Consider the following 26,661-nt stretch of genomic DNA (forward strand, 5'->3'; position numbering starts at 1 on the left):
GACGGCGGCTCGTCGTCGCGCATCGAATGTCGAGCATCACGAAGTCTTCTCTCGCCTCCGCCGGGCAGACGCTGCGCGGCGTCGTTCACGCGCGGCGCACGCGGCGCTTTTTCATCGGCTTGCTGATCGCGATACTCGTTATCGGCGTGCTCGGGTTCTTCGTCGCGCCGCCGGTTATCCGACATATCGCCGAGCAACAGCTCGCAAAGCAGCTCGACCGGCCCGTCAGCATCAGGCGTATTTGGCTCAATCCGTACACGCTCGATTTGGAAGCCGATGACGTCCATATCGGCGAATCGCCCGCGAATCTCGCGAAGGCGCCGGGCGCGGCGGCCGGTTTTGTCGATGTGTCGAGGCTCGTCGTGCGTACGTCGTGGGCGTCGGTGTTCAAACTCGCGCCGGTCGTCAACGAACTGAAGATCGATTCGCCGCGTATCAGCGTCGTGCGTTTCGACGGCGAGCATTTCAATTTCTCCGATCTGATCGCGAAGTTCGCGAAGCCATCGTCGCCGCCTTCGGACAAGCCTGCGCGCTTCTCGGTATCGAACATTCAGCTCGAAAACGGCCAGATCACGTTCGATGACAGGCTTCTGAGAACGAAGCACGTCGTCGACCGTTTCGCGCTCGGCATTCCGTTCATCGCGACGCTGCCGTCCGCCACCGATATCTTCGTGACCCCGCTGTTGCAGGCCCGCATCGACGGCTCGCCGCTCGTCGTGAAGGGTCGCACGAAGCCGTTTGCGCAGTCGCGCGAATCGGAAATCGCGCTCAGGCTCGACGGCCTCGACGTGCCGCAGATGGCGTCTTACGCGCCGGCGTCGGTGCCGGTCGCGGTGAAGAGCGGCAAGCTCTCGACCGATCTCAACGTGCGCTTCGCGATCTCGGGCGATACCCCGACGATCCGCATCGACGGCACCGCCGATCTCGCCGATCTCGCGGTGACGGACAAGGCGAGCGCGCCGCTCATCGCGGCCCGCGCGCTGCACGTGAAGATCGCGAATGCCGAGCCGCTGCGCGATGTCTATCACCTCGACGAAGTGACGCTGTCGAATCCGGATGTCCATCTCGCGCGCGATTCGACGGGTCAACTGAACGTGCAGAAGCTGGCCGGTCCCGCGCCGAAGCCTTTAGCGGAGGAAGTCAAGAAGGAAGCGCCGCCGCTCGATCTGGCGATTCGCCACCTCGCGATTCAAGACGGCCGGATCGCGCTCGACGACCAGTTGCTCAAACAGCGTGTTGAGGCCGCGTTGACCGGCTTCGCCGTGACGCTCGACGATTTCTCGACGCTTGCCAAAACGCCCGCGAAATACACGCTCAAGACGGCATTCGACAAGGGCGGCGCGCTCGATGCATCGGGCAACGTGACGCTCGCCACGAAAACGGCGGACGCAAAGCTCGCGCTGAGCGCGTTGGCGCTGCCGCCGTTGCAGCCGTATCTCGCGAACATGGTGGCCGCGCGCGTGACGAGCGGCACGCTCGGCGCGAATCTGCCGGTGTCGGTCGACTGGAGCAAGGCGGATGGCGGCGTGCAAATCGGCGCGGGCGATGTGAAGCTCGATGCGCTCACGCTCGCGCCCAACGCGGGCGGCGGCGCGCCGATCAAGCTGGCGTCGGCGACGGCGAAGATCGCCAAGGTCGATGTGTCCGCGCGCAACGCGACGCTCGACAGCGTGCAATTGAACGGCCTCGCGCTCGATGCGACGCGCCGCAAGGACGGCAGCATCGATCTGGCCGCGCTCGCCGCGCCGCACGAAGCCGCGCCCGAGCAGTCGGCGACGCGCAGGATCCAGAAGGCGCAGGCGGCGGGGCCGGCGTGGCGGTATCGGATCGGCGAGATCGCGCTCGCCGATGCATCGGCGAATATCACCGATGAAACCACGACGAAGCCGGTCAAGCTGCGCGTCGCGCCGCTCGCGCTCAACGTCAGGCAGTTCGGCGACGATTTGACGAAACCGCTCGCCGTCGACGGCAAGCTGACGCTGAACGGCAAGGGGGCGCTCGCGATTGGCGGCAACGTCACGGTGTCGCCGCTCAAGCTCGCGTTGCACGTCAAGGGCGATCAGGTCGACGCCTCCGCGTTCGAGCCGTATTTCGGCGACATGCTCAACATCGACGTGACGAGCGCGTATCTGAACGCGAACGGCGACGTCGCGATGTCGGGCAGCGGCAAGACGCTCGCGGCGTCCTATAAGGGCGACGTGTCGCTGACGGACGTACGCATGCTCGACAAGGCGACCTCCGACCGCTTCGCCGGCTGGAAGCTGCTCTCGCTCTCGAACGTGAAGGCGGACTACAGCGAGCGCGGCACCGATGTCGAAGCGGCGCGCGTGACCTTCGCCAAGTTCTACGGTCGGGTGCTGCTCGACGCGCAGGGCAGGTTGAACCTCAAGAGCGTCGTGGCCGGCGACAACGGCCCGCAATCGGTGACGCGCGACCGTGCGAAGGAAGAGGGCGCGTCCGCGCCGGCCGCTGCGAGCGCGACGGTGCCGGTGAAGACGGCGGCGAAGCCGTCGGGGCCGCCGATCAACATGCGCTTCGGCCAGCTCGTGCTGCAGGACGGCCGCGTCACTTACACCGATAACTTCATCAAGCCGAACTACACCGCGAATCTCGTTGCGATCAACGGGACGATCGGCGCGTTCGGCACGCATTCGACCACGTCCGCGCCCGTCGACGTGTCGGCGAAACTCGCGGCGAACGGGCCGGTGTCGATCAAGGGGCAGGTGAATCCGCTCATCGAGAAACCCGCGCTCGATCTGACCGCGAGCGCGCATGGCGTCGAGCTGACGAATCTCACGCCGTATTCGTCGAAGTACGCGGGTTATCCGATCACGAAGGGCAAGCTCAACGTCGATCTGCATTACATGCTCGCCGACAACAAGCTCACGGCGAACAATCACTTGTTCATCGATCAGTTGACGTTCGGCGATCACGTCGACAATCCGACGGCGACGAAGCTGCCGGTGCGGCTCGCGGTGTCGCTGCTGAAGAATTCGCGCGGCGAGATCGATGTCAATATTCCGATTTCCGGCTCGCTGGACAATCCCGAGTTTTCGATCGGTGGGCTCGTGTGGCAGGCTATCGTGAATCTGGTGCAGAAGGCGGTGACCGCGCCGTTCACGCTGCTCGCGCATGCGTTCGGCGGCGGCGGCGGCGAGGATCTCAACTACATCGAATTCGATGCGGGCTCGGCCACGCTGAACGATGCCGCGCAGAAGAAGCTCGATACGATCGCGAAGGCGCTGGCGGACAAGCCGTCGGTGCGCTTGGACGTGACGGGCCGCGTCGATCCGAAGACGGACGAGCCGGCGTTGCGTTCCGCGTGGCTCGATCAACAGGTGAAGCGCGCGAAGGTGCGCGACATGTCGAGCAATGGCGAGAACGTCGACTGGAACGCGATCAAGGTGACGGACGCGGACTACGACAAGTATCTGACGAAGGCGTACAAGTCGGCCGATTTCAAGAAGCCGACGAACTTCATCGGCATGACGAAGTCGGTGCCCGATGAGGACATGAAAGCCGCGCTCACGAAGAACGCACCGGTCGACGAAGGATCGTTGCGCGATCTGGCGCAGCGTCGAGCGCAGGCGGTGCAGGAATATTTCGACGGGAAAATCGACAGCAAACGGATTTTCGTCGTCGCGCCGAAGATGAACGCGGACGACATCAAGGACAAGGGCGCGGGTTCGCGCGTCGAACTGGGGCTGAAGTGACGAGCGTTGGCCAAACGGACGATCTGGATGAACAAAGGAATGCAAACTAATATCGGCGACACCGGGAACGATGAAGAGAACGGGAGTCAGCCGATGGGAACGCCTTATGAGAAGGACGTGGTGGCGTGGGCCTGGGAACAGGCGGCGCTGCTGCGTGCGGGGAAATTTGCGTCCATCGATATCGAGCATATCGCTGAGGAAATCGAGGACGTGGCAAAAACTGAATCACGCGAGCTGCGAAGCAGATTGGCGGTACTGCTCGCGCATTTGCTCAAATGGCAATTTCAGCCGGAGTGCCGAAGCCGGAGTTGGACGAGTACCATTCGCACGCAGCGAAGGGAGGCGTTGTTCGTGTTGAATGAAGCACCGAGCTTGCGGCGACGCTTCGATGATGTTCAGTGGCTCGACTTGGTCTGGTCGAAAGCGCGGACTCAGGCCGAAGCGGAGACAGGTATCGACTTCGATACGTTTCCCGCAAGCTGTCCATGGCCGATGTCGTCAGTGCTGGAGGAGGGCTTTCTGCCCGAATAGCACCCGGGGCGCGAGCATCATTCAATGCGCCCCCGACGCCGCCCCGCCACCCCCGCCCTTCGCCACCTTCGTAATCCAGATCAGCGGAATGATCAGAATGAAGATCACCGCCGAGATCAGAAAGATATCGTTGAGTCCCATCATCGCGGCTTGCGAGTTGACGGTGAAATTGAACATGCCGCGCGCCTGCGCTTCACTCACGTCGAGCGTCGATTGCGATAGCCCGAGCGACTGCAAAAACGCCGGATTGTAGACATTCGCCTGCTCGGTGAGCCGCTCGTGATGCAGCGCGATGCGGTTGTCCCACGCATTGCCCGCGAGCGACGTTCCTACCGCGCCGCAAAACACCCGCGCGAAATTCGACAGCCCCGCCGCCGCGGGAATCTTCGACGGCGGCAAGCCCGATAGCACGATCGCCGTGAGCGGCACGAAGAACATCGCCATCGGAATGCCTTGCAGCAGCGTCGGCAAGACCAGATGCCACGTATCGATCTCGATCACGTACTTCGAGCGCAGCCAGAACACGAACGCGAAGCCGACGAACGCCGCCGTCGCGATGATGCGCGCGTCGCTGCGCGGCAGCACCTTGCCCATGATCGGCGCGAGGATCACGGCGAAAATGCCGAGCGGCGCGGTGACGAGCCCGGCGTCGATCGACCGGTAATTCAGATACTGCTGCATCCATTGCGGCAGCAACACGAGATTGCCGAAGAACACGCCGTACGCGACCGAAATCGCCACCGTGCCGCCGAAGAAATTGCGCCCGGCAAAAAGCCGCAAATCGACGACGGGATTCTTGTCCGTCAGCTCCCACACGACGAAGAACGCGAACGCGATCACCGCGACGATCGCCAGCACGACGATCAGCGGCGACGAGAACCAGTCGAGATCGCGGCCCTTGTCGAGCATGATCTGCAGCGAAGCGACCCACGAGACGAGCAGCAGAAGACCGATCACGTCGATCGGCGCCTTGCGCGTCGGCGATTCGCGGTCGCGGTAGATGATCCACGTCACGCCCGCCGCGAAGATGCCCACCGGAATGTTGATATAGAAGATCCACGACCACGAATAGCTGTCCGTGATCCAGCCGCCGAGCGCGGGACCGGCGATCGGGCCGACGGTCGCGGTCATCGCCCACAGCGAGAGCGCCATCGACGCCTTCTCTTTCGGATACGAGCCGAGCAGGATCGCCTGCGACAGCGGAATCAGCGGCCCGGCGACCGCGCCCTGCAACACGCGCGCGAAGAGCAGCACCGGCAGATTCGGCGCGAGCCCGCACAGCCACGACGACAGCACGAACATCAGGATCGCGCCGACGAAAAGACGCACCTGCCCGAGCCGCTGCGTGAGCCAGCCGGTCAGCGGAATGGAGACGGCGTTCGACGCCGCGAACACGGTGATGACCCACGTGCCCTCGTTGACGGACACGCCGAGATTGCCGGAGATCGTCGGGATCGCGACATTGGCGATCGACGAATCCAGCACGTTCATGAACGTCGCGAGCGCCACCGCGAAGGTGGCGAGAACGAGCTTGCCGCCTTCGAGCGGCGGTGGCGCGGACGGTGAGGGTGACGGTGCGGCGGCGGGTTTGGGCGTCGTCGGCGTGCTCATGCGGCTTCCATGCTTGAGGCCGCCAGCTTGCAAGACGCGGCTGGCGGCCGGAAAAGATCAAGCCGCCAGTGTGCCTGCGCTCAAAAAAAGCTGCTTACTTCGCCGAAATATCGATATCGCCCAGATACTTCTTTGCGTACTTGTCGATGGTGCCGTCCGCCTTGACCTTCTCGATCGCCGCGTTGAGCTTGGTCTTGAGCGCATCGTCGCCCTTGCGGATGCCATAGGCGATGCCGCTGCCGAGAATTTTGTCGTCGCGCACGGGCGCACCGGCGAACGCGAAGCCTTCGCCGTCCGGCTTCGACAGGAAGCCGCTCTGTCCCGCGGGCGCGAGCACGAGCGTCGCGTCGAGACGGCCGGACTTCAGATCGGCGTAGACCTGGTTCTGATCCTGATACGGCACGACCTTCACGCCGTCGTTTTCCCAGTGCGCCTTCGCGAACGTCTCCTGAATCGAGCCTTGCAGCACGCCGACGCTCTTGCCCTTCAGCGATGCCGACGTCGGCTCGATGCCGCTGCCCTTCTTCGCGATGAGCTGCGTCGGCACGCGATACACGACCGTCGTGAAATCGATCGCCTGGCGGCGCTGCTCGGTCGCGTTCATCGCCGAGTTGATCGCGTCGAACTTGCGGCCCTGCAGCGCGGGGATCAGGCCGTCGAACGAGGTCTCGACCCATTTGCACTGCATTTTCGCGGCGGCGCACACGGCATTGCCGACGTCGATGTCGAGCCCTTGCAACTCGCCCGTCGACGATTTCGATTCGAACGGCGGATATTGCGCTTCGAGGCCGAAGCGCAGCGTATCGGCGGCAAGCGCGGCGCCGCTTGTGAACGTGCATGCGAGGAACAGCGCGCTGGCGATGTGGTTCAGTTTCATCGTGTTGGTCTCCAGGAAATCGTCAGATCGAGCAAAGGCGGCGCGCGCCTTCGATGAGCGTGTCGTCGTCCTTCGCGAACGAAAGACGGATCACGCGGTTGTCGGTGCCGTCGGTATAGAACGCCGACAGCGGAATCGTCGCGACGCGCGCCTCGCGAATCAGGCGCAGCACGAAATCGCTGTCGCCTTGATCGGAAATCGCGTCGTAACGCGCCAGCATGAAGAAACTGCCCGCACTCGGCAACAACTCGAAGCGCGATGCTTTCAGCGATTCTGCGAGCAGATCGCGCTTGTGCTGATAGAACGGCCCGAGATTCAGATAGCTCGATTCATCCGCGAGCGCTTCGGCGAAGGCCATTTGCATCGGCGTATCGGCGGAGAAGGTCATGAACTGGTGAATCTTGCGGATTTCCGCCGTCAGCGCGGCGGGCGCGAGACAGTAGCCGACGCGCCAGCCCGTTACGTGATACGACTTGCCGAACGACGACACGATGACGCTGCGCTCGGCCAGCGCCGGATAACGCGCCATGCCGTGATGCAGCGCGCCGTCGAATACGACGTGCTCGTAGACTTCGTCCGACAGCACGATGATCTTCGTGTCGCGCGTGAGCGCCGCGAGCCGCTCGACGTCGGCGGATGTGAACGCGCTGCCCGTCGGGTTGTGCGGCGTGTTGACGAGGATCATGCGCGTCTTCGGCGTGATCGCGGCGGCGACCTCGTCCCAGTCGATGCGGAAATCCTGCGGCGAGAGCTTGATCGCGACGGGCTTCGCGCCCTGCAACTGCACGATCGGCGCGTAACTGTCGAACGATGGTTCGAAGTAAATCACTTCGTCGCCGGGATGCACGAGCGCGCTGATCGTCGCGTACAGGCCTTCGCTCGCGCTCGCGACGACGGTGACTTCCGTGCCCGGATCGTAGGTTGCGCCGTAGAGCTTCTGCGTTTTCACGGCGATGGCTTCGCGAAGCGCGAGCACGCCGGACATCGGCGAGTACTGGTTATGTCCTGCCCGCATGGCTCGCTCGACGCCTTCGATGAGCTTCGAATCGCACGCGAAGTTCGGCGCGCCTTGCGACAGGTTGAGCGCGTGATGCTCGTCAGCCAACTGGCCGATGACGGTAAAAATGGTCGTGCCGACGTTCGGCAGCTTCGACTCGGGAATGCAGGCGCTTTGCACGGCGGATGTCTCCGGAATTGCGGTTCGACGAAAATCTGCCGTCGATTCAACCGCAGCAATAAAGCGCGGACAATCGAAACTTTGTCATACTAGCCATGCTTGCAGATCATGGCTATATGTCAAAAACCCGATGAAACCCCTGCCTTCCCTCGACGTGCTCAAAACCTTTCTGGTGGTAGCGCAGAAACTGAATTTCACGCGCGCGGCCGAGGTGCTGAACGTGACGCAGGGCGCGGTCAGCCGTCAGATCGCCGGGCTGGAGGCGCATCTCGGTTATGCGCTTTTCACGCGGCAGGCGCGCGGGCTCGCGCTCACGCATCATGGCGCGTTGCTGGTCGCGCCGTTGCAGCAGGCGTTCGGACAGATCGACGATGCCCTCGCGAAAGGCGGCGCGCAATCCGGCATTCTGCGCGTGAAGTGCCCGACCTGCGCGATGCGCTGGGTGCTGCCGCGCGTGATCCGCCTGCAGAACGAGCGGCCCGAACTGGTCGTGGAAGTGACGGCGTCGGTGGCGCATGGCGTCGAATTCAGCGCGGAGCAGTTCGACGCAGCGATCGTCTTCGGCGCGGCGCCGTCGGGGAAGGGCGCGAGCGTGCATCATCTTTTCGATGAAGTGCTGACGCCGGTTTGCGCGCCTGAATTGTGGAAGCCTAAGAAGAACGCCTCGCCAACACCCGACGATCTCGCCGGGAAAACGCTGCTGCATCCAACGCGCGACCGCCGCGACTGGCTACTGTGGCTCGGCGCTTACGGTTACGCCGGCCTGCCGTCGACGAAAGCGCAGCATTTCGACACGCTCGATCTGGCGATTTCGTCGGCGATGCAGGGTTTGGGCGTGACGATCGGCGACCTCTCGCTGATCGAAGAAGACCTGCGCGCCAGGCGCGTCATCGCGCCGTTTTCGCTGTGCGTGCCGAGCGGCGCGGCGTACTACCTCGTGTATCCGGAGCGGCCCGCGCCGTCGCCCGCGTTGCAGCAGTTCGCGCAATGGCTTGCCGATGAGGCGGCGCACACGCGTGAAAATCTTCGTCGCAATCTTTGATCCGCTGCGGGTTATGGGTTAAGCACATCCTGCAGAACGTAGAACTATTCCTAAACGGCCGATGTTTGAGTTTCTTCGACTCATGGAAACTCCGTATTAAGAATAGGAATCTGCGAAAGAACTGCGAAGGATTCGGCCCACTACAATCCGCACACAAAAGATGACAGGCTGCGACAGCCGCCGCCTGCGAACAGACGGAGATGCCTGGGTGCGACTCAGATCCTTCGCTTCATACGGCCCGAGCGCGAGTGCCTATGCCCGGGCGTGAAATCAACGGACACCGGCAATCCGGCGAAGCCACGTCTGCCGACAATCTGAAACGTCCGCTGCGGCCGGCGTGCGCGCGGTTCGCGAGATGCGGACGGACGAGCCTGCGCATACGCCTGCTTCTTTGGCTGCTCGCGCCGCTTGCCCTTTTCGTGCTGATTACATCGAGCGCTTCGTACGATTCCGCGTGCCGCACGGCGGACATGATGGAGGACGCGGCGCTCCTTGCCTCCGCACGGACCATCGGCGATGGCATCGAGTGGTCCGATCGCGAACTCACCGTCAAGATCGTGCCAGCGGCCCTCGAAATGTTCGAGTCGCCATATCGGGATCGCGTGTATTACAAGGTCGTCGCCGAACGCGGCCGATTGCTCGGCGGCAGGCCGGAGCTTCCGATGCCCGAGCGCGAAAGCTCACATCCCGTTTATTTCGACGCCGAGTTCGAGGGTACGAAGGTTCGCGCCATCTCTTATCCGCGTTTTCTGTTCGATGACGGCAAGGTGGTGGCGGCGCGGGTCATCGTCGCCAAGACGCGGGCTTCGCGGCATGCCATGCGCGATCAGCTATGGCGCCCGCAGTTGCTGCGCGCATGCGTGATGCTCGCGCTGGTCGCCGCGCTCGTTCCGCTCGGTCTCGCGGCCGCGCTCCGTCCGCTGATGCGCCTGAAGGACGACCTCGCCGGGCGCTCGCCGCTGGAAATCGATCCGATGCGCGCGCAAGCTTTGCCACGCGAACTCCGGCCGATCGTCGACGCCCTCAATCAATGCATCGCGCAAGTCAGGCATCACGCGCGGACACAGCGCGATTTCGTGTCCGATGCGGCGCATCAGCTCAGCACGCCGCTCACGCTTCTCGACACTCAGATCCAATACGCTTGCCTGAACTGCGGCGGCGAGCGCGCATGCGAGATCGCGCTCAAGAGCGCGGGCCGGAGCATGAAAAAGATGAAAGCCGTAACGAAGCAACTGCTGATGCTCGCGCAGGCAGAGTCCACGCCCGAACCCATACGAACGATGACGGACATGACGGATGTCGTCGAGTCCGTGCTCGAAGAACTGATCGTGCTGGCGCAGCGGCGTGATATCGACCTTGGCGCAGCAACCGAACCGGGCACGATGGTGGCCGGCAACGCGGCGCTGCTGTCCGCGCTCGTGTCGAACCTCGTCGACAACGCCATTCGCTACACGCAGCCGGGCGGGCGCGTCACCGTGATCGTCAGGCGTTCGCACGAGCAGGTTCTGTTGCAGGTGGTCGACAACGGTCCGGGGCTTTCCGCCGAGGCACGCGCGCATGTGTTCGAGCGCTTCTATCGCGCGTCTGCTTTTACCGATGGCACCGGGCTCGGGCTGCCGATCGTGCGGGAGATCGCGCTGCGCCACGGCGGCACCGTCACGCTCGGGGCGGGCTACGCGCGTGCAGGATTGTCCGTGTCGGTCAGGCTGCCCGCATGGTCCGGCGGGGACATCCGATGAAGCTGCTGCTCGTCGAAGACAACGCCGAGCTGGCGCACTGGATCGTGAGTCTGTTGAAGGCGGATTCTTTCATCGTCGATCATGTGCCGAACGCGGAATGCGCCACGTCGATCCTCAATCAATGCACCTACGATGTCGTGTTGCTGGACATGCGCCTGCCCGCGATGAGCGGCAAGGAACTGCTCGGACGGCTGCGGCGCCGCGGCGACACCGTGCCCGTACTGATGCTGACCGCGCACGGATCGATCGAGGACAAGGTGGAATGCTTCGCAGCGGGCGCGGACGATTTCGTCGTCAAGCCTTTCGATGCGCGTGAACTGGTGGCCCGCATCAAGGCTCTGGTGCGTCGTCAGAGCGCGCAGAAAGCCGTCGCGCTGATGTGCGGCGATCTCCGGTATGCATTCGCCACGCGCGAGTTCAGCTATCGGGGCGCGCCCATTTCGCTGCGACGTCGCGAGCACGCGATTCTCGAAGCGCTGATCCTGCGGCAGGACAAGACCGTGTCGAAGTCGATGCTGATGGAATGCATCTTCAGTCTCGACGATGTCGCCAGCGCCGATGCCATCGACATCTATATTCATCGCTTGCGCAAGCGGCTGGCCGAAACGAACGCGCAGATCATGACGTTGCGCGGTCTCGGCTATATCCTGCGCGCACGCGAAGAATGATCGATGTGTGCGCTCGGTGACAATACTTAGATATGCGTAGCACGCGCGATAGCGCCGTGAAAGATTCGAGCGGCTAGGATGCGTTTCATGTTCCGCGACAAGCGCGAATGATGCGCTGACCGGAACAGTCGGACGTCATGTGCGCGTGAATCGCGTTTCACTTCTTGACATGGCGCGCCGGACCATTGCGACCACTATCGGGGGTGCATGAAGTTATGTCGATCAACATTCTGGTTGTTGCTTTTCTGCTCGCAGCGGCGGTCATGCTGTGCTGTTCGATCGTGGAGTACGTCGCGGTCTTGAGAATCATCCGGGACGACGCGCCCTTGCCGCAGACGCCGCGTGGACCGCTGGCGAAATCCGACCGGTTCTTCTGTCTCAGCGCGCTTCTGTGTTTCGTTTCGCTGGCTTGTCTTCTGCTTGTCGATTGAACGCCACGAGGAGTCGAGACGATGTCGAACACGAAAATACGAAGGCTCCCGAAACCGTCGCGAGACCGGAACGCCAGAATCTACTGGCTGCCGATGCCGCGCGTCGAGGCGGACAAAGTCATCCTTCAATGCCGGATCGCACTCGAATCGGTCAAGCGTGGCCGGGCGAGTCTGATCGAGGCGCAGTGCATCGCGCAGGCCGTGCTGCTGTCGGGACTCTTGACCGAGGCGGGCTTCGGCATTCTGGACCGCGCGACGCTCGATGAAGTGCAGGGCGACGTGCTCGCGTTGCTCGACCGCGGCCTGACGGTCGGCGACTGGCGCCTTCCCGCGACTGCGGTGCCGCGGCTCACTGCGGTGATCAACGAGCACGACCGGCAGATGAGAGAAGTGCGTCTTTCAGCGGTCATCGAATGCAACGAGCATCTCGAACGTTTCATCGCGACGTTGCCGCGCCCGAGCGATTCGCCCACGCATTGAAACGCTTCGCGCGGGCGGCCGCGCGAAGCGTTTCGATCACATGCCGTGCTTCGTCACGACCGATTCCCACTGCCCGTTCTTCACCTGATACAGCGTCGACGATGCGTTCTTCAACGCGCCGTTGTCGTCGAACGCGATCGGCCCCGTGATGCCGTCGAACTTGTTGGTCTTCAGCACCGGCCGGTACACGTTCGGATCGATGGAATTGGCTTTCTGCATCGCGTTGATCGCGGCCCACGCGGCGTCGTAGCCGAACGGCGCATACGACAGGATCGCGACGCCGAAGCGCTTCTGGAACTTCTCGCTGAATGCCTTGCCTTCGGGCAGCTTGTCGAGCGGGCTGCCGTATTCCCACGCCTGCGCGCCCTCGGCGGCGTCGCCGGCGAGCTTGAGGAAATCCGCGTCCATCACGCCGCCGCCGCCCACGAACTGCGCGTTCATGCCGAGCTGCTTCATCCGCTTGACGACCGCCGCCGCCTGCCGGTCGAGGCCGCCGAAGAAGATCAGATCCGCGTTGGTCGACTTGATGCGCGTCAGTTGCGCGCTGAAATCGACGGTCTGATTGTCGCTGTATTCGCGCGTGACGATCGTGCCGCCTTTCGCCTTCACCGCCTTCTCGAACTCGTCGGCCTCGCCCTGACCGAAGGCCGTGCGATCGTCGATGATCGCGATGCGCTTCGCCTTCGTCGTCGTCACCGCGTAGACGCCGGCGTTGCCCGCGTTCTGCGCGTCGCTGGAAATCACCGTGAACATGTTCGCGAGGCCGCGCGTCGTGATGGTGGGATTGGTCGCGGCGGGATCGATCGTCGGGATGCCGGCGTTGTTGTAGATCGGCGATGCGGGCAGCGTCGTGCCCGAATTGAAGTGTCCGACGACGACGACCACGCCATCGTCGACGAGCTTCTGCGCCGCCTGCACGCCGACGCGCGGATCGGCCTGATCGTCTTCCGCGCGGATCTCGAACTTGGCCGTCTTGCCACCGATCGTGATCTTTTTCGCGTTGGCTTCATCGAGCGCGAGCTGCACGCCGTTCTGGAGATCCTTCCCGTAACCCGCGTTCGCGCCGGTCAGCGGCGCCGCGAAACCCACTTTCACCGGAAGTTCGTCGGCGCTCGCGGCAAAAGGCACGGCGCCGAGCGTGGCCGCGGCGCACGCCACGAGCCATGCCAAAGGTCTGGTACGGAAGCGCATGGTTTTCCCTCTCCTTTTTGATCTGGCAAATCGAAATCGAATGGAACGCCCTGGCATCGGACAAGCGAAATGTATGGAGCCAATTTCGGCGCGTCTTGGTGTTTAGTCGCGCGTCCGATGCGGATTTCGGCATAGGCCCGATACGCCGCGATCTCAACCCCATGGCGGCTTCGGGCGTTTCGCCGATGCGCCGCGCGCGACGATTCCCGACCATCCGCGAGACGCTGCTATCGGGCCGATTGAATCCCGCCGCTTGACAAAGTGCATATGCACAAATATTCTGCGTGGCATGACTTCCAACTCTTCTCCTCTCGACTGCAACTGTTTTGCGATCCGTCAGGCGGCGCGTTATGTGTCGCAAATGTACGAGCGGCATTTGAGCGTAGCGGGCATCACGGCGGCGCAGTTCACGATTCTCGCGGCGATCGGGCGCAAGCCCGGCGTGCAGATGCTCGAACTCGCCGATTCGATGGTGATGGACCGCACGACGCTCGTGCGTGCGCTCAAGCCCTTGCAGCGCGACGGTCTCGTCGAAGCGGCGCAGGAATCGGCGAGTTCGCGCGCGGTCGGCTTGCGTCTCACGGCAACCGGCAAGGAAACGCTCGTGAAGGCAGCGGCGCAATGGCGCGCGGCGCAGGCGGAATTCGAAACGAAGTTCGGCGAGAAACGCGCGAAGGCATTGCGCCAGTCGCTGTTCGAATTGACGACGATGGAGTGAGTTGATCAAGCGCTGGCTCGCCGCGTGCGAGCCTTTTATTCATCGGCATTAGTGCATATGCACAATCAAGCGGAGCAAATCATGCAGGTCAAAGGAAAAGTGGTACTCGTCACCGGCGCCAATCGCGGGCTCGGCAAGCAATTTGCGAAGTCGTTGATCGAAGCGGGCGCGGCGAAGGTTTATGCGGCCGCGCGCGATCCGAAGAGCGTCGACATTCCGGGCGTCGAAGCGATCCGCCTCGACGTGACGAACGCCGCCGACATCGCGGAAGCAGCGGCGACCTACACCGACGTCCAAGTGATCGTCAACAACGCGGGCGTGACGACGCGCGGCTTGCTCGTCGATCCGGCATCGACGCAAGGCATTCGCGATCTGCTCGAAATCAACACGTTCGGCCCCATCGCGCTCACGCAGGCATTCGCGCCCGTGCTGAAGAAGAACGGCGGCGGCGCGGTCATCAACGTTCTTTCGGTGCTGAGCTGGGTCTCGTTGCCGGCGGGCGGCGCGTATCACATCTCGAAGGCGGCGGCGTGGGCGGCCACGAACGCCCTGCGCGAGGAATTGCGCGAGCAGGGCACGCTCGTCGTGGCGGCGCATCCCGGTTACATCGATACCGACATGACCGCGCAAGTCACCGCGCCGAAATCGACGCCGGAACATGTCGTGCGCGAAGTGCTCGCGGCGGTGGAGAAGAATCAGGAAGAAGTGCTCGTCGATGACACCGGGCGCGCGGTCAAGCAATCGCTGTCGACCGACGCCCCCATCTACCTCACCGGCATTCCGCGCTGATCGGAGGCTCGCCATGTTTGCGCAGGACATCGTGTTGTGTCATCCGGTGCGTACGGCGATCGGCGCGTTCGGCGGCTCGCTGAAGGACACGCCGGCCGTCGATCTGGGCGCGGCCGTCATCGCGGAAACGTTGCGGCGCGCGGGTTCGGCGCTCGATCCGTCATCGGTGGATTCGGTCGTGTTCGGCAACGTCATTCAGGCGGGCAACCGCATGAATCCGGCGCGACAGGCGTCGGTCGGCGGCGGCGTGCCGGTTTCCGTGCCCGCGCTGACGGTCAATCGCGTGTGCGGCTCCGGCGCGCAGGCCGTGGCGACGGCGGCGACGGAAATCGCGGCGGGCGTCTCGCGGCTTGCCATCGCGGGCGGCATGGAGAACATGGACCGCGCGCCGTATCTGCTCGATGGCGGTCGTCGCGGTTATCGCATGGGCAACGCGCAGATCTACGACAGCCTGCTGCGCGACGGTCTCGTCGATGCGTTCTCGGGCGAGCATTCGGGCTGGCACACGGAAGATCTCGTGTCGAAGTTCGATATCACGCGCGAGGCGCAGGATCGCTGGGCCGAGCGCTCGCAGCAGTCGTTTGCGGCGGCGCAGAAGGACGGCGCGTTCGATGCGGAAATCGTCGGCGTCGATGTGAAGGCGGGCAAGGAAACCGTTGCGTTTGCGCGCGATGAGCAGCCGCGTCCCGACACGAATTTCGCGGCGCTGGAGAAATTGCGTCCGGCATTCCGTCCCAACGGCACGATTACGGCCGGCAATGCGCCGGGGCTGAACAGCGGCGCATCGGCGATGATCGTGACGAGCCGCAACGAAGCGGACGCGCGCGGCATCGAACCGTTCGTGCGCCTGGCGGCGTTCGGCGTCGCGGCCGTCGAGCCGGGGATGTTCGGGCTCGGTCCGGTGCCCGCCGTGCAGCAGGCGTTGCAGCGCGCGGGATGGACGCTCGGCGATGTCGAGCGCTTCGAGATCAACGAAGCGTTCGCGGCGGTGCCGATCGCGGTGGCGCGAACGCTCGGCGTGCCCGACGACATCGTCAACGTCGAAGGCGGCGCGATCGCGCACGGTCATCCGATCGGCGCGACGGGCGCCGTGCTGACGACGCGCCTCGCCCACGCGATGCGCCGCGACGGCGTGAAGCGCGCGATCGTGACGCTGTGCATCGGCGGCGGGCAGGGCATCGCGCTCGCGCTGGAAGCGATCGCGTAGGCGTTCGCGTCAGCGCTTCGCGTTCTTCTGCATGTCATCGAAACCCGCCGCGGCTTGCTGCACGTCCGGCGGGAAATCGTCCATCTCCATGACCTGCCGCACTTCGATCATCTCCGTATCCGATCCGGGGCAACGCTTCGCCCATTCGATCGCTTCCTCGCGCGACTTCACCTGGACCATCCAGTAGCCGCCGAGCACTTCCTTCGCTTCGGCGAACGGTCCGTCGATGACGCGCGGCTTGCCGCCTTCGAACGTGACGCGCGCGCCCATCGACGGCGGATGCAGTCCGTCGAGCGCGAGCAGCACGCCGGCCTTCTGCAATTCCTCGTTGTATTTCATCATCGCGGCGACGGCTTCGGCGCTCGGCATCGTGCCCGGTTCGGCGCTTTCGTAGCCGCGCGGAATCATCAGCATCATGAATCGCATGTGGATCGCTCCTGGAAGTTGGTGCATTTATCGAGCGTCTTCGGTACGCTCACACCTAACGACGAGCAACATGACACGAGATCGACATGCCCGCCCTTAAGCGTTTTTCCCTAGTCGATTGCTGTTGCCTTCGCGACCCGTAAGATCAAATAATGTAATCCATTACATCTCGATCGCGACGCGCGGCAAAGCGATGTCAGATACGGTTCGACCACGCGAAGAAGTATCGATTGCCGACGTCGCTGAACGCGCGGGCGTGTCGGTCGCGACCGTATCGCGCGTGCTCAACGGACACACGAACGTTCGCGAGACGACGCGCGAAAAAGTGCTCGAAGCGGTCGCGACGAGCGGCTATCGCATCAACGAGCTGGCGCGCAATCTGCGCACGGCCGAAAGCCGCCTGCTCCTCACGATGGTCCCCGACTTCGGCAATCCGTTCTATTCGGCGATCGTGCGCGGCATCGACAGCGTCGCGCGTCAGAACGGCTACTTCATGCTGCTGTGCGATACCGGCGCGGACCCGTTGCGCGAGCGAAGCTATTTCGATCTGCTGCGCGGCCGCCGCGCCGATGGCGCCATCTGTCTCGATCCCGCCGCCGTGCAAAAAGCGCTCGCCGAAGAAGCGTCGACGCTGCCGTGGGTCGCGTGCTGCGAGTTCGATCCGGCGGCGGGCGTGCCGTACGTCGGCATCGACAATCATCTCGCCGCGGGCGATGTCGTGCGTTATCTGACGGCGAAGGGGCATCGGCGCATTGCGCTCATCAACTCGGGTCAGGGTTATCTGTATGGACGACAGCGGCTCGCGGGCTATCGCGATGCGTTGATCGAAGCCGGCATCGAGCCGCGCGCGGAGTGGCTGATCGAACTCGACAGCCTCGATTACGACGCGGGCGAGCGCGCGGCCGCGCAACTCGCATCGTTGGGCGATGCGCGTCCGACGGCCGCCTTCGCCGTGTCGGACACGCTCGCCATCGGCGTGATGAACGGCTTTCGCGGCGCGGGCTTTTCAGTGCCCGACGATGTCGCTGTCGTCGGCTTCGACGATATCGCCGTTGCCGCGCATGTCGATCCGCCGCTCACGACCGTTTCGCAGCCGATGCAACTGCTCGGCGAAACCGCAGCCGACCTGCTGCTCAAGCGCCTGCGCGACCCGCGCGCGGATGTGCCGGGCGTGCTGCTGCCGCATCGGCTGATTCGAAGAAGGAGCGCGTGACGATGAGCCTCGCCGTGCGCTTTCAGGGCATCGAAAAGCAGTTCGGGCCGGTGCGCGTGCTGCACGGCGTCAGCTTCGATCTCGCGCCGGGCCGCATCTACGGATTGCTCGGCGAGAACGGCGCGGGCAAGTCCACGCTGATGAAGATTCTCGCGGGCTACGAGCGTGCGAACGCGGGCGAGCTTTTCGTCGATGAACGCGCGCGCGACTTCGCGAGTTCGCGCGATGCCGAACATGCGGGCATCGTGCTGATCCATCAGGAATTGAATCTCGCGGATCATTTGAGCATCACGCAGAACATGTTCCTCGGGCACGAGCTGAAGAAAGGCTTCTTCCTCGATGAAGCCGCGATGCGCGACGATGCCCGCGCCGCGTTGAACGACGTCGGCCTGCACAAGAATCCCGATACGAAGGTGCGCGATCTGATCGTCGCGGAGAAGCAGCTCGTCGAGATCGCGAAGGCGATGTTGCGCAGCGCGCGCCTGCTCATCATGGACGAACCGACCGCGACGTTGACGCCATCGGAGACGCAGCGTCTCTTCGGCCTGATGGCGCGTCTGAAGGAAGCGGGCACGACCATCGTCTATATCTCGCACAAGCTCGACGAAGTGGAACGCGTGACCGACGAAGTGATCGTGATGCGCGATGGCCGCTTCGTCGCGCGCGCGCCGACCGACGAGCTGACGCGTCAGCAGATGGCCAATCTGATGGTCGGCCGCGAAGTCTCCGACATGTTCTCCGACAAGCCGCACTTGCCCGACGACGCGCCGGTCGCGTTCGAAGTCGAAGGCGCCTCGGTGCCGGGCTGGGCCGACGGCATCGGCTTTTCGGTGCGCAAGGGCGAAGTGTTCGGCTTCGCGGGACTCGTCGGCGCGGGGCGCACGGAGCTGTTCGAAGCGCTCGTCGGCCTGCGTCCGCTCTGTGCGGGGCGCGTCGTCATCGACGGAAAAACGGTCAAGCTCAAAGGCCCGCGCGAAGCGATGCAGCAAGGCCTCACTTATCTGAGCGAAGACAGAAAGGGGCGCGGCCTTCACGTCGACATGGCGCTGAAAGACAATCTCACGATGATGACGCTGGAGCGCTACGCGCATCCGCTCATCGATACGCGCGCGGAACGCGAAGCCCTGAACGCGGCGGTGAAGGACTTCGGCATACGCACCGGCAACGCGTCGATACGCGCGCGCATGCTGTCGGGCGGCAATCAGCAGAAGCTCGCGCTCGCGAAGTTCCTGAATCCCGATCCGCGCGTGATCGTGCTCGACGAACCCACGCGCGGCGTCGATGTCGGCGCGAAACGCGATATCTATTTCCTGATTCATCGGCTGGCCGCGGAAGGCCGCGCGGTGATCGTGATCTCGTCCGAACTGATCGAGCTGATCGGCTTGTGTCATCGCGTCGCGGTGATGCGCGCGGGCGAACTCGTCGCGACACTCGGCATGGATCTTTTGACCGAAGAGAGGTTGATCGCGCATGCGACCGGCACACACTGAAGACACCGAAAGCGAGAGCCGTCTCTCCACCGTCGCGCGCTTCATGTTCGGCGTCGGGCCGCTCATCGGGCTGATCGCGCTGTGTATCGGCGGCACCTTGCTCAACGGCGATTTCGCCACCGTCGACAACGCGATGAACGTGCTCACGCGCACGTCGTTCATTGGCATCATCGCGGTGGGGATGACCTTCGTCATCATCTCGGGCGGCATCGATCTGTCGGTCGGTTCGATGGCCGCGCTCATCGCGGGCAGCATGATCTACATGATGAACGCGCTGATGCAGGGCTTTCACGGCCACGCGGTGCCGCCGCTTCTGATCATCGCGCTCGGCATCGTGCTCGCGCTCGTGCTCGGCGCGCTGTTCGGCTTCGCGCATGGCGTGCTCGTGACGAAAGGTCGCATCGAGCCGTTCATCGTCACGCTCGGCACGCTCGGCATATTTCGCGCGCTGCTCACATGGCTCGCGGATGGCGGCGCGCTCACGCTCGACAACTCGCTCGTCGATCTTTACGGGCCGGTTTATTACGCGAGTCTGCTGCATGTTCCGGTGCCGATCTGGGTGTTCGCGATCGTGGCGGCGGGCGGTGCGCTCGTGCTCAATCGCACGGTGTACGGGCGTCATGTGCAGGCGATCGGATCGAACGAACAGGTCGCGCGTTATGCGGCGATTCGCGTGGATCGTGTGAAGATCGTCACGTATGTGCTGCTCGGTTTATGCGTGGCCGTCGCGACGATTCTGTATGTGCCGCGCTTAGGCTCCGCCACGCCGACGACGGGCCTCCTGTGGGAACTCGAAGCGATCGCGTCCGTCGTGGTCGGCGGCACGGCGCTGAAGGGCGGCGAAGGGCGCGTGATCGGCACGGTCATCGGCGCGATTCTGCTTTCGGTCATCAACAACATTTTGAATCTCACGAGCATCATCAGCGTGTATCTGAATGCGGCGGTGCAGGGCGCCGTCATCATCCTCGTAGCATTCCTGCAGCGCGGTCGTCGTTGATAGTCATAAAACAGGAGACATCGTCATGAAGAAAATGCTTCGCGCGCTCGGCGCGCTCACGTTGACGGCGAGCGCGTTCGCCGCTGCATCGTCGTCCGCATTCGCCGCCGACAAGGTCGTGCTGGGCGTCGCCATTCCGACCGCCGATCACGGCTTCACGGGCGGCATCGTGTGGTGGGCCAACGAAGCGAAGAAGGAACTGGAAAAGGCGCATCCCGACCTGAAGGTGATCGTGAAGACGGCGAGCACCGCGCCCGAGCAGGCGAACCAGTTGCAGGATTTGGTCACGGTCAACAAGATCAATGCGCTCGTGATCTTCCCGCAGGAATCGGCGTCGCTCACGCAACCGGTCGCGCAGGTCAAGAAGAAAGGCGTGTATGTGACGGTGGTCGATCGCGGCCTGACCGACACGAGCGCGCAGGACGCGTACGTCGCCGGCGACAACACCGCTTTCGGCAAGATTCCCGCCGAGTTTCTCGCGAAACAGTTGAACGGCAAGGGCGATATCGTCGCGCTGCGCGGCATTCCGACGACACTCGACAACGAGCGCTGGAACGCCTTCGAAGGCGTGCTGAAGCAATATCCCGACATCAAGATTCTCGATGCGAAATACGCCAACTGGAATCGCGACGATGCGTTCAAGGTAATGCAGGACTATCTCACGCGCTTCAAGCATATCGACGCCGTGTGGGCCGCGGATGACGACATGATGGTCGGCGTGCTGAAGGCGATCGATCAGGCGAAGCGCACGGACATCAAGATCGTGTTCGGCGGCGCGGGATCGAAGGAAGCGGTGAAGCGCATCATGGACGGCGATGCGCGCGTGCCGGCCGATGTCTCGTATTCGCCGAAGTTCATCTACGACGCGATCAAGCTGACCGCCGAAGCGCGCCTGAAGGGCGACAAGCTGCCGCCGACGACGATCATCCCGTCGGTGCTCATCACGAAGGACAACGCCAAGCAGTTCTATTTCCCGAACTCGCCGTTCTGATGCGCGAAGGCCGTTCATCCGGCCTTCTTTTTGTGGAGGCGAAAGATGAAAACCATCAAAGGCCCGGCGATATTTCTCGCACAGTTCATGGGCGATCAGGCGCCGTTCGATACGCTCGCGAATCTCGCGTCGTGGGCGGCGTCGCTCGGTTACAAGGGCATACAGGTGCCTGCCGATCCGCGTCTGATCGATCTGGAGAAGGCCGCATCGAGCGATGCGTATTGCGATGAGATTCGCCGCACCGTCGACGATGCGGGCGTCGCGATCACCGAGTTGTCGACGCATCTGCAAGGGCAACTGGTCGCCGTGCATCCCGCATACGACACGCTGTTCGATGGCTTCGCCGCGCCGCATGTGCGGGGCGATCCGGCCGCGCGGACCGAATGGGCGATCGCGCAAATGAAGCTCGCGGCGGCGGCGTCGAAGCGTCTCGGCTTGAACGCGCACGTGACGTTTTCGGGCGCGCTCGCGTGGCCGTATGTGTATCCGTGGCCGCAGCGTCCGGCGGGTCTCGTCGAAGCCGCGTTCGAAGAGCTTGCGAACCGCTGGCGTCCGATTCTCGACGAGTTCGATCGCGCGGGCATCGACGTGTGTTACGAGCTTCATCCTGGCGAAGACCTGCATGACGGCGTGACGTTCGAGCGTTTTCTCGCGGCGGTGGACGATCATCCGCGCGCGAACATCCTGTTCGATCCGAGCCACTTCATGTTGCAGCAGCTCGACTACCTTGCGTTCATCGACATCTATCACGCGCGCATCAAGGCGTTTCACGTAAAGGACGCCGAGTTCCGGCCGAGCGGGAAACAGGGCGTGTACGGCGGCTATTCCGGATGGGTCGATCGCGCCGGCCGCTTCCGTTCGCTGGGCGATGGCCAGATCGACTTCAAGGCGATCTTCTCGAAGATGGCGCAATACGATTTCGGCGGCTGGGCCGTGCTCGAATGGGAATGCGCGCTGAAGCATCCGGAAGACGGCGCGCGCGAAGGTGCGGTGTTCATCCGCGATCACATCATCCGCGTGGCCGAGCGCGCCTTCGATGACTTCGCGGGCAGCGGCGCGAGCCGCGAGCAGATGCGCGGCGTGCTCGGCATCGATTCCGGAGACAAGCGATGAATCGCGTGCGGTTGGGGATGGTCGGCGGCGGCGAGGGCGCGTTCATCGGCGCGGTGCATCGCATTGCGGCGCGGCTCGACGATCGCTACGAACTCGTCGCGGGCGCGTTGTCGTCGGATGCGCGGCGCGCGGCATCGAGCGCCGCGGCGATCGGGCTCGCGCGCAGCTACGACGATTTTCGCGAGATGGCGCGCATCGAGGCTGGACGCTCGGACGGCATCGAGGCGGTCGCGATCGTCACGCCGAATCATCTGCATGCGCCGATCGCGACCGCTTTTCTCGAAGCGGGCATTCACGTGATTTGCGACAAGCCGCTCGCCGTTTCGCTCGATGAAGGCGAGGCGCTGGCGAAGCTCGCGCGCGAGAAGGATCGCGTGTTTGCGGTGACTTATACCTACACGGGTTATCCGCTCGTGCGGCATGCGCGCGGAATGGTGCAGCGCGGCTTGCTCGGCGACATTCGCGTGGTGCAGGTCGAGTATGCGCAGGACTGGCTGTCTCTTCCTGTCGAGACGCAGGCGAACCGGCAGGCCGTATGGCGCACCGATCCCGCGCTCGCTGGACCGGCGGGATGTCTCGGCGATATCGGCACGCACGCGTATCAGCTTGCGGAATACGTGACGGGGATGCGGCCATCCGAGCTTGCCGCCGATGTGACGACGTTCGTGCCGAATCGTCGTGTGGACGATCATGTGCAGGCGATGTTGCGCTACGAGAACGGCGCGCGTGGCATGTTGTGGGCGAGTCAGGTCGCGGCCGGCGAGGAGAACGCGTTGCGATTGCGCGTGTATGGGACGAAGGCGGGCATTGCGTTCGATCAACAGAAGCCGAACGAATTGTGGTTCACGCCGATAGGCGGCGCGTCCGAGCGCATCACGCGCGGGCGCGTGCAAAGTCCTGAAGCGCTGCACGCGACGCGCGTGCCGGCGGGACATCCGGAAGGGTATCTGGAAGCGTTCGCGCAGGTTTATACGGATGCGGCGGCGTGTATCGCGAGCGGGACGACGCAGGGGGATGACTGGCTGACGACCGTCGAGGATGGGGTCGCGGGGTTGCGGTTCGTGGAGGCGGTGTTGAGGAGTGGGGGGCGGAATGGGGAGTGGGTGGGGCTGAAGAATTAGTCGAATACCCACTTTCTTCGCCTTCAGCCGAAATGCGCGCCAAACGCTCGATTGCGAATCGAAGATTTCGCAGCTTGGCTGCAAGAAAAAACGCGGCTTCCAAAGAAAGCCGCGTCTCATGCTCTCGATCTGTTCAGTCAGATCCTCACGCCCAATTCGCGTGAAAACTCCCTTCCTTATCCGTGCGTTCGAACGTATGCGCGCCGAAGAAATCGCGCTGCGCCTGCACCAGGTTCGCGGGCAACCTCTCCGACCTATACGCATCGAAGTAAGCAATCGCCGACGAGAACGCCGGCACCGGAATCCCCGCCTTCACGGCCGCCACGACGACATCGCGCAGCGCTTCCTGATACTTCGCCGCGATATCGCTGAAATACGGATCGAGCAACAGATTCGCGAGGTCGGGCTTCGCAGCATAAGCATCGGTGATCTTCTGCAAAAAGCGCGCGCGGATGATGCAGCCCGCCCGGAAAATCTTCGCGATCTCGCCGTAATGCAGATCCCACTTGTACTCTTCCGACGCCGCGCGCAACTGCGCAAAACCTTGCGCATACGAGACGATCTTCGACAGATACAGCGCACGCCGCACCGACTCGACGAACGCCGCGCGATCGCCGTCGAACTTCGGCGTCGGGCCCGCCAGCACCTTGCTCGCCGCCACACGCTGCGTCTTCAGCGACGACAGCACGCGCGCAAACACCGCTTCCGTAATCAAGGGCAGCGGCGCGCCGAGGTCCAGCGCGTTCTGGCTCGTCCACTTGCCCGTGCCCTTTTGCGCGGCGCGGTCGAGAATCACATCGACGAGATCCTTGCCGGTTTCCTCGTCCTTCTTCGAGAAAATCTTCGACGTGATTTCGATCAGGTAACTGTCCAGTTCGCCCTGATTCCACTCCACATACACCTTGCCCAGCTCTTCGTTCGACAGACCCGCGACGCGCTTGAGCACGTCATAGCTCTCGGCGATCAACTGCATGTCGCCGTATTCGATGCCGTTGTGCACCATCTTCACGAAATGGCCCGCGCCGTCCGGGCCCATGTACGCGACGCACGGCTCGCCGTCCGGCGCCTTCGCGGCGATTTCCGTGAGGATCGGCGCGACGAGTTCGTACGCTTCCTTCTGTCCGCCCGGCATGATCGACGGGCCTTTGAGCGCGCCTTCCTCGCCGCCCGACACGCCCGTGCCGATGAAATGCAGCCCCGACTTCGCGAGATCCTGATTGCGGCGGATCGTGTCGGTGAAATGCGTGTTGCCGCCGTCGATGAGAATGTCGCCCTTTTCCAGCAGCGGACGCAGCGAAGCGATGGTCTCGTCGGTGCCGGCGCCGGCCTTCACCATCATCAGAATGCGGCGCGGCTTTTCGAGCGACTCGACGAACTCTTCGAGCGTGTAGGTCGGCACGAGCTTCTTGTCGGGATGTTCGGCAATCAGTTCGTCGGTTTTGGCGCGGCTGCGGTTGAATACCGAAACGGCGTGGCCGCGGCTCTCGATGTTCAAGGCCAGGTTGCGGCCCATGACGGCGAGGCCTACCACGCCGATAGCTTGCTTGCTCATTGCTTGATCTCCGAATGACCGAAGCGTCGCGCGGCTCGTGGCGCGCGGCTTCGGGATGAAAACGTGTCGATGGGGCGGCGACCGCGCGAGAGAGATCGTCTCCGGTTCCGACCGGCGGCGCGATGGGCCGCGCCGATGTCCGATCGTTTTGCGCGAGCGCAGACCGCCCGAATTTACCACTTTGAGACGCATCCGGCAGGGGCCGCGCCGTCCGATCGAGCGCCAAAAGCATCGCCGTCATAGAATGGACGCCCGCAACGAGCACGCCGCGAAGGCCATCCGAAACATGCCGCCCGCCCGGCGCGCGCGCAGCCATCATTACTCCGTCTACGTCGTCGAACTGTCCGGAACGGTCTGGAACGAAGCGCGTTTCCGTCGCGCGAATCCGGATTACGTGATCGGCATGCCGTTCGTCTACGTGGGCATGACGGGCATCGATCCCGACGTGCGCTTCGACAAGCACAAGGCCGGCATCCAGTCGAATCGCTATGTCCGCGAATACGGACTGCGGCTCCTGCCGCAACTGTATGAGATGTACAACCCGATGCCCTACGACGGCGCGCGCGACATGGAAGTGGAACTGGCGATCGGCTTGCGCGAAGCGGGCTATGGCGTCTGGCAGGCGTGAACGATTCATACAGCGAAAAGGAGCGAGACATGCGGATTCTGGTAGTGGGCGCGGGGGCCATCGGCGGATATTTCGGTGCACGGCTGCTCGAAGCGGGCCGCGACGTGACCTTTCTCGTGCGCGAGCGCCGCGCCGAGCGGCTGCGTCAGTGCGGCCTGAAAGTGAAGAGCCCGGAAGGCGATCTCGCGTTCGCCTGTCCGCCGATGGTGCTCGCGAAAGACATCGACGGCCCTTACGATCTCGTGCTCCTGAGCTGCAAGGCCTACGACCTGCAAGGCGCGATCGATTCCTTCGCGCCCGCCGTCGGTCCCGATACCGCGATCCTGCCGCTCCTGAACGGCATGGGCCATCTCGACGCGCTCGACGCGCGCTTCGATCCCGCGAACGTGCTCGGCGGCCAATGCGTGATCGCCGCGACGCTCGACGCCGAAGGCGAGATCGTGCATCTGAACAACATGCATTCGCTGACTATCGGCGAGCGCACGGGCGGCCGCTCGGCGCGCATCGACGCAATCGCCGCGCAACTCGACGGCGCGGGCTTCGATTTAAACGTGAGCGAAGACATCCTTCAGTCGATGTGGGACAAGTGGGTGTTCCTCGCCACGCTCGCGACCGGCACCTGCCTGATGCGCGCGCCCATCGGCGATATTCTCGCGGCGCCGGGCGGCGAGGCGCTGCTGTTCCAGCTCTTCGACGAATGCTGCGGCATCGCCGGCGACAACGCGCACGCACCGGGCGAGGCGGTCGTCACGCGCGCGCGGGCGTTTTTCTCGGAGCGCGGCTCGCCGATGACCGCATCGATGCTGCGCGATCTCGAGAACGGCGCGCCGATCGAGGCGGATCACATCGTCGGCGATCTGCTGTCGCGGCGGCGCACGCAAATCGCCGGGCTGTCAGCGCTGGCGGTCGCGTACGCGCATCTGAAAGCCTACGAAGCGCGCCGGGCACGCGCGTGA

At 63.7% G+C, this 26,661-nt stretch carries 25 protein-coding genes; 19 read left to right on the plus strand and 6 right to left on the minus strand.

All coding sequences use genetic code 11. The features are described from left to right. The first annotated feature begins 26 nt into the window (after positions 1–26). Positions 27–3,713 (plus strand): DUF748 domain-containing protein, encoded by a 3,687-nt coding sequence (locus tag LDZ23_RS14905; protein ID WP_034473136.1) that lies wholly within the window; start codon positions 27–29, stop codon positions 3,711–3,713. Between the two features lie 27 nt (positions 3,714–3,740). Continuing rightward, positions 3,741–4,244 carry a DUF29 domain-containing protein gene (locus LDZ23_RS14910; RefSeq protein WP_008354126.1) on the plus strand — a complete coding sequence of 168 codons (504 nt, stop codon included), beginning with the start codon at positions 3,741–3,743 and terminating at the stop codon, positions 4,242–4,244. A gap of 21 nt (positions 4,245–4,265) precedes the next feature. On the opposite strand, the gene LDZ23_RS14915 is transcribed toward LDZ23_RS14910, so the two are convergent. From LDZ23_RS14915 to LDZ23_RS14925, 3 genes are all read right to left on the minus strand, one after another. Next, the gene (locus LDZ23_RS14915; protein ID WP_008354125.1) at positions 4,266–5,855 is read right to left on the minus strand and encodes a DHA2 family efflux MFS transporter permease subunit; all 1,590 of its coding nucleotides are present in this window, start codon (positions 5,853–5,855) and stop codon (positions 4,266–4,268) included. A gap of 94 nt (positions 5,856–5,949) precedes the next feature. Continuing rightward, a complete protein-coding gene (locus LDZ23_RS14920; protein ID WP_008354124.1) occupies positions 5,950–6,732 on the minus strand; it encodes an ABC transporter substrate-binding protein in 783 nt (260 codons plus the stop codon). Between the two features lie 22 nt (positions 6,733–6,754). After that, entirely contained in the window at positions 6,755–7,909 is a 1,155-nt protein-coding gene (locus tag LDZ23_RS14925) for a methionine aminotransferase (protein WP_008354122.1), read from the minus strand. Between the two features lie 130 nt (positions 7,910–8,039). Between LDZ23_RS14925 and LDZ23_RS14930 the strand changes: the two genes are divergently transcribed. The 5 genes from LDZ23_RS14930 to LDZ23_RS14950 all read left to right on the plus strand — a co-directional run bounded on the left by LDZ23_RS14930 (position 8,040) and on the right by LDZ23_RS14950 (position 12,269). Then, complete coding sequence (locus LDZ23_RS14930; protein WP_034473137.1) at positions 8,040–8,951, plus strand: LysR substrate-binding domain-containing protein; 912 nt, start codon at positions 8,040–8,042, stop codon at positions 8,949–8,951. Between the two features lie 254 nt (positions 8,952–9,205). Further along, positions 9,206–10,690 (plus strand): sensor histidine kinase, encoded by a 1,485-nt coding sequence (locus tag LDZ23_RS14935; protein WP_244808179.1) that lies wholly within the window; start codon positions 9,206–9,208, stop codon positions 10,688–10,690. Next, on the plus strand, positions 10,687–11,358 hold the full coding sequence (locus LDZ23_RS14940) for a response regulator (protein ID WP_008354119.1): 672 nt from the start codon (positions 10,687–10,689) through the stop codon (positions 11,356–11,358). The genes LDZ23_RS14935 and LDZ23_RS14940 overlap by 4 nt, the downstream gene beginning before the upstream one ends. A 215-nt stretch (positions 11,359–11,573) precedes the next feature. After that, positions 11,574–11,789: a hypothetical protein gene (locus LDZ23_RS14945; protein ID WP_008354118.1), complete on the plus strand. Its 216-nt coding sequence runs from the start codon at positions 11,574–11,576 to the stop codon at positions 11,787–11,789. A 21-nt stretch (positions 11,790–11,810) separates the two neighbouring features. Further along, positions 11,811–12,269: a hypothetical protein gene (locus LDZ23_RS14950; protein WP_051079078.1), complete on the plus strand. Its 459-nt coding sequence runs from the start codon at positions 11,811–11,813 to the stop codon at positions 12,267–12,269. A 36-nt stretch (positions 12,270–12,305) separates the two neighbouring features. On the opposite strand, the gene LDZ23_RS14955 is transcribed toward LDZ23_RS14950, so the two are convergent. Then, a complete protein-coding gene (locus LDZ23_RS14955; protein ID WP_008354116.1) occupies positions 12,306–13,460 on the minus strand; it encodes a branched-chain amino acid ABC transporter substrate-binding protein in 1,155 nt (384 codons plus the stop codon). On the opposite strand from LDZ23_RS14955, the gene LDZ23_RS14960 reads away from it, so the two are divergent. The 4 genes from LDZ23_RS14960 to LDZ23_RS14975 all read left to right on the plus strand — a co-directional run bounded on the left by LDZ23_RS14960 (position 13,433) and on the right by LDZ23_RS14975 (position 16,174). Further along, complete coding sequence (locus LDZ23_RS14960) at positions 13,433–13,717, plus strand: hypothetical protein (RefSeq protein ID WP_244808180.1); 285 nt, start codon at positions 13,433–13,435, stop codon at positions 13,715–13,717. The two genes, LDZ23_RS14955 and LDZ23_RS14960, sit on opposite strands and share 28 nt — an antisense overlap. 32 nt (positions 13,718–13,749) lie before the next feature. Then, positions 13,750–14,178, plus strand: coding sequence for a MarR family winged helix-turn-helix transcriptional regulator (locus LDZ23_RS14965; RefSeq protein WP_033536665.1), 429 nt, complete (start codon positions 13,750–13,752; stop codon positions 14,176–14,178). A gap of 81 nt (positions 14,179–14,259) precedes the next feature. Continuing rightward, a complete protein-coding gene (locus LDZ23_RS14970) occupies positions 14,260–14,967 on the plus strand; it encodes an SDR family oxidoreductase (protein WP_033536683.1) in 708 nt (235 codons plus the stop codon). Positions 14,968–14,980: 13 nt separating this feature from the next. Then, positions 14,981–16,174, plus strand: coding sequence for a thiolase family protein (locus tag LDZ23_RS14975; protein WP_008354112.1), 1,194 nt, complete (start codon positions 14,981–14,983; stop codon positions 16,172–16,174). Between the two features lie 9 nt (positions 16,175–16,183). Here the strand turns inward: LDZ23_RS14975 and LDZ23_RS14980 are convergent, their stop codons facing one another. Then, the gene (locus LDZ23_RS14980; protein WP_008354111.1) at positions 16,184–16,600 is read right to left on the minus strand and encodes a YciI family protein; all 417 of its coding nucleotides are present in this window, start codon (positions 16,598–16,600) and stop codon (positions 16,184–16,186) included. 193 nt (positions 16,601–16,793) lie between these two features. Here LDZ23_RS14980 and LDZ23_RS14985 point away from each other — a divergent pair, with 193 nt between their 5' ends. From LDZ23_RS14985 to LDZ23_RS15010, 6 genes are read left to right on the plus strand one after another with little or no spacing between them, the layout of a single operon-like run. Next, positions 16,794–17,813, plus strand: coding sequence for a LacI family DNA-binding transcriptional regulator (locus LDZ23_RS14985; protein ID WP_008354110.1), 1,020 nt, complete (start codon positions 16,794–16,796; stop codon positions 17,811–17,813). A gap of 2 nt (positions 17,814–17,815) precedes the next feature. After that, positions 17,816–19,303, plus strand: coding sequence for a sugar ABC transporter ATP-binding protein (locus LDZ23_RS14990; RefSeq protein WP_008354109.1), 1,488 nt, complete (start codon positions 17,816–17,818; stop codon positions 19,301–19,303). After that, complete coding sequence (locus LDZ23_RS14995; protein WP_008354108.1) at positions 19,284–20,300, plus strand: ABC transporter permease; 1,017 nt, start codon at positions 19,284–19,286, stop codon at positions 20,298–20,300. The genes LDZ23_RS14990 and LDZ23_RS14995 overlap by 20 nt, the downstream gene beginning before the upstream one ends. 25 nt (positions 20,301–20,325) lie before the next feature. After that, entirely contained in the window at positions 20,326–21,291 is a 966-nt protein-coding gene (locus LDZ23_RS15000) for a substrate-binding domain-containing protein (RefSeq protein WP_008354107.1), read from the plus strand. 45 nt (positions 21,292–21,336) lie between these two features. Beyond that, positions 21,337–22,404: a sugar phosphate isomerase/epimerase family protein gene (locus LDZ23_RS15005; RefSeq protein WP_008354106.1), complete on the plus strand. Its 1,068-nt coding sequence runs from the start codon at positions 21,337–21,339 to the stop codon at positions 22,402–22,404. Further along, positions 22,401–23,525, plus strand: coding sequence for a Gfo/Idh/MocA family protein (locus tag LDZ23_RS15010; RefSeq protein WP_008354104.1), 1,125 nt, complete (start codon positions 22,401–22,403; stop codon positions 23,523–23,525). The genes LDZ23_RS15005 and LDZ23_RS15010 overlap by 4 nt, the downstream gene beginning before the upstream one ends. A 145-nt stretch (positions 23,526–23,670) precedes the next feature. Here the strand turns inward: LDZ23_RS15010 and gndA are convergent, their stop codons facing one another. Continuing rightward, positions 23,671–25,077, minus strand: coding sequence for an NADP-dependent phosphogluconate dehydrogenase (gndA, locus tag LDZ23_RS15015; protein WP_008354103.1), 1,407 nt, complete (start codon positions 25,075–25,077; stop codon positions 23,671–23,673). 286 nt (positions 25,078–25,363) lie between these two features. Here gndA and LDZ23_RS15020 point away from each other — a divergent pair, with 286 nt between their 5' ends. Both LDZ23_RS15020 and panE read left to right on the plus strand, forming a co-directional pair. Further along, positions 25,364–25,705, plus strand: a complete 342-nt coding sequence (locus LDZ23_RS15020; RefSeq protein WP_033536684.1) for a hypothetical protein — start codon at positions 25,364–25,366, stop codon at positions 25,703–25,705. A gap of 29 nt (positions 25,706–25,734) precedes the next feature. Continuing rightward, entirely contained in the window at positions 25,735–26,661 is a 927-nt protein-coding gene (panE, locus tag LDZ23_RS15025; RefSeq protein WP_244808181.1) for a 2-dehydropantoate 2-reductase, read from the plus strand.

It is taken from the genome of Caballeronia zhejiangensis, assembly GCF_022879815.1.
Taxonomy (GTDB): Bacteria; Pseudomonadota; Gammaproteobacteria; order Burkholderiales; family Burkholderiaceae; genus Caballeronia; species Caballeronia zhejiangensis.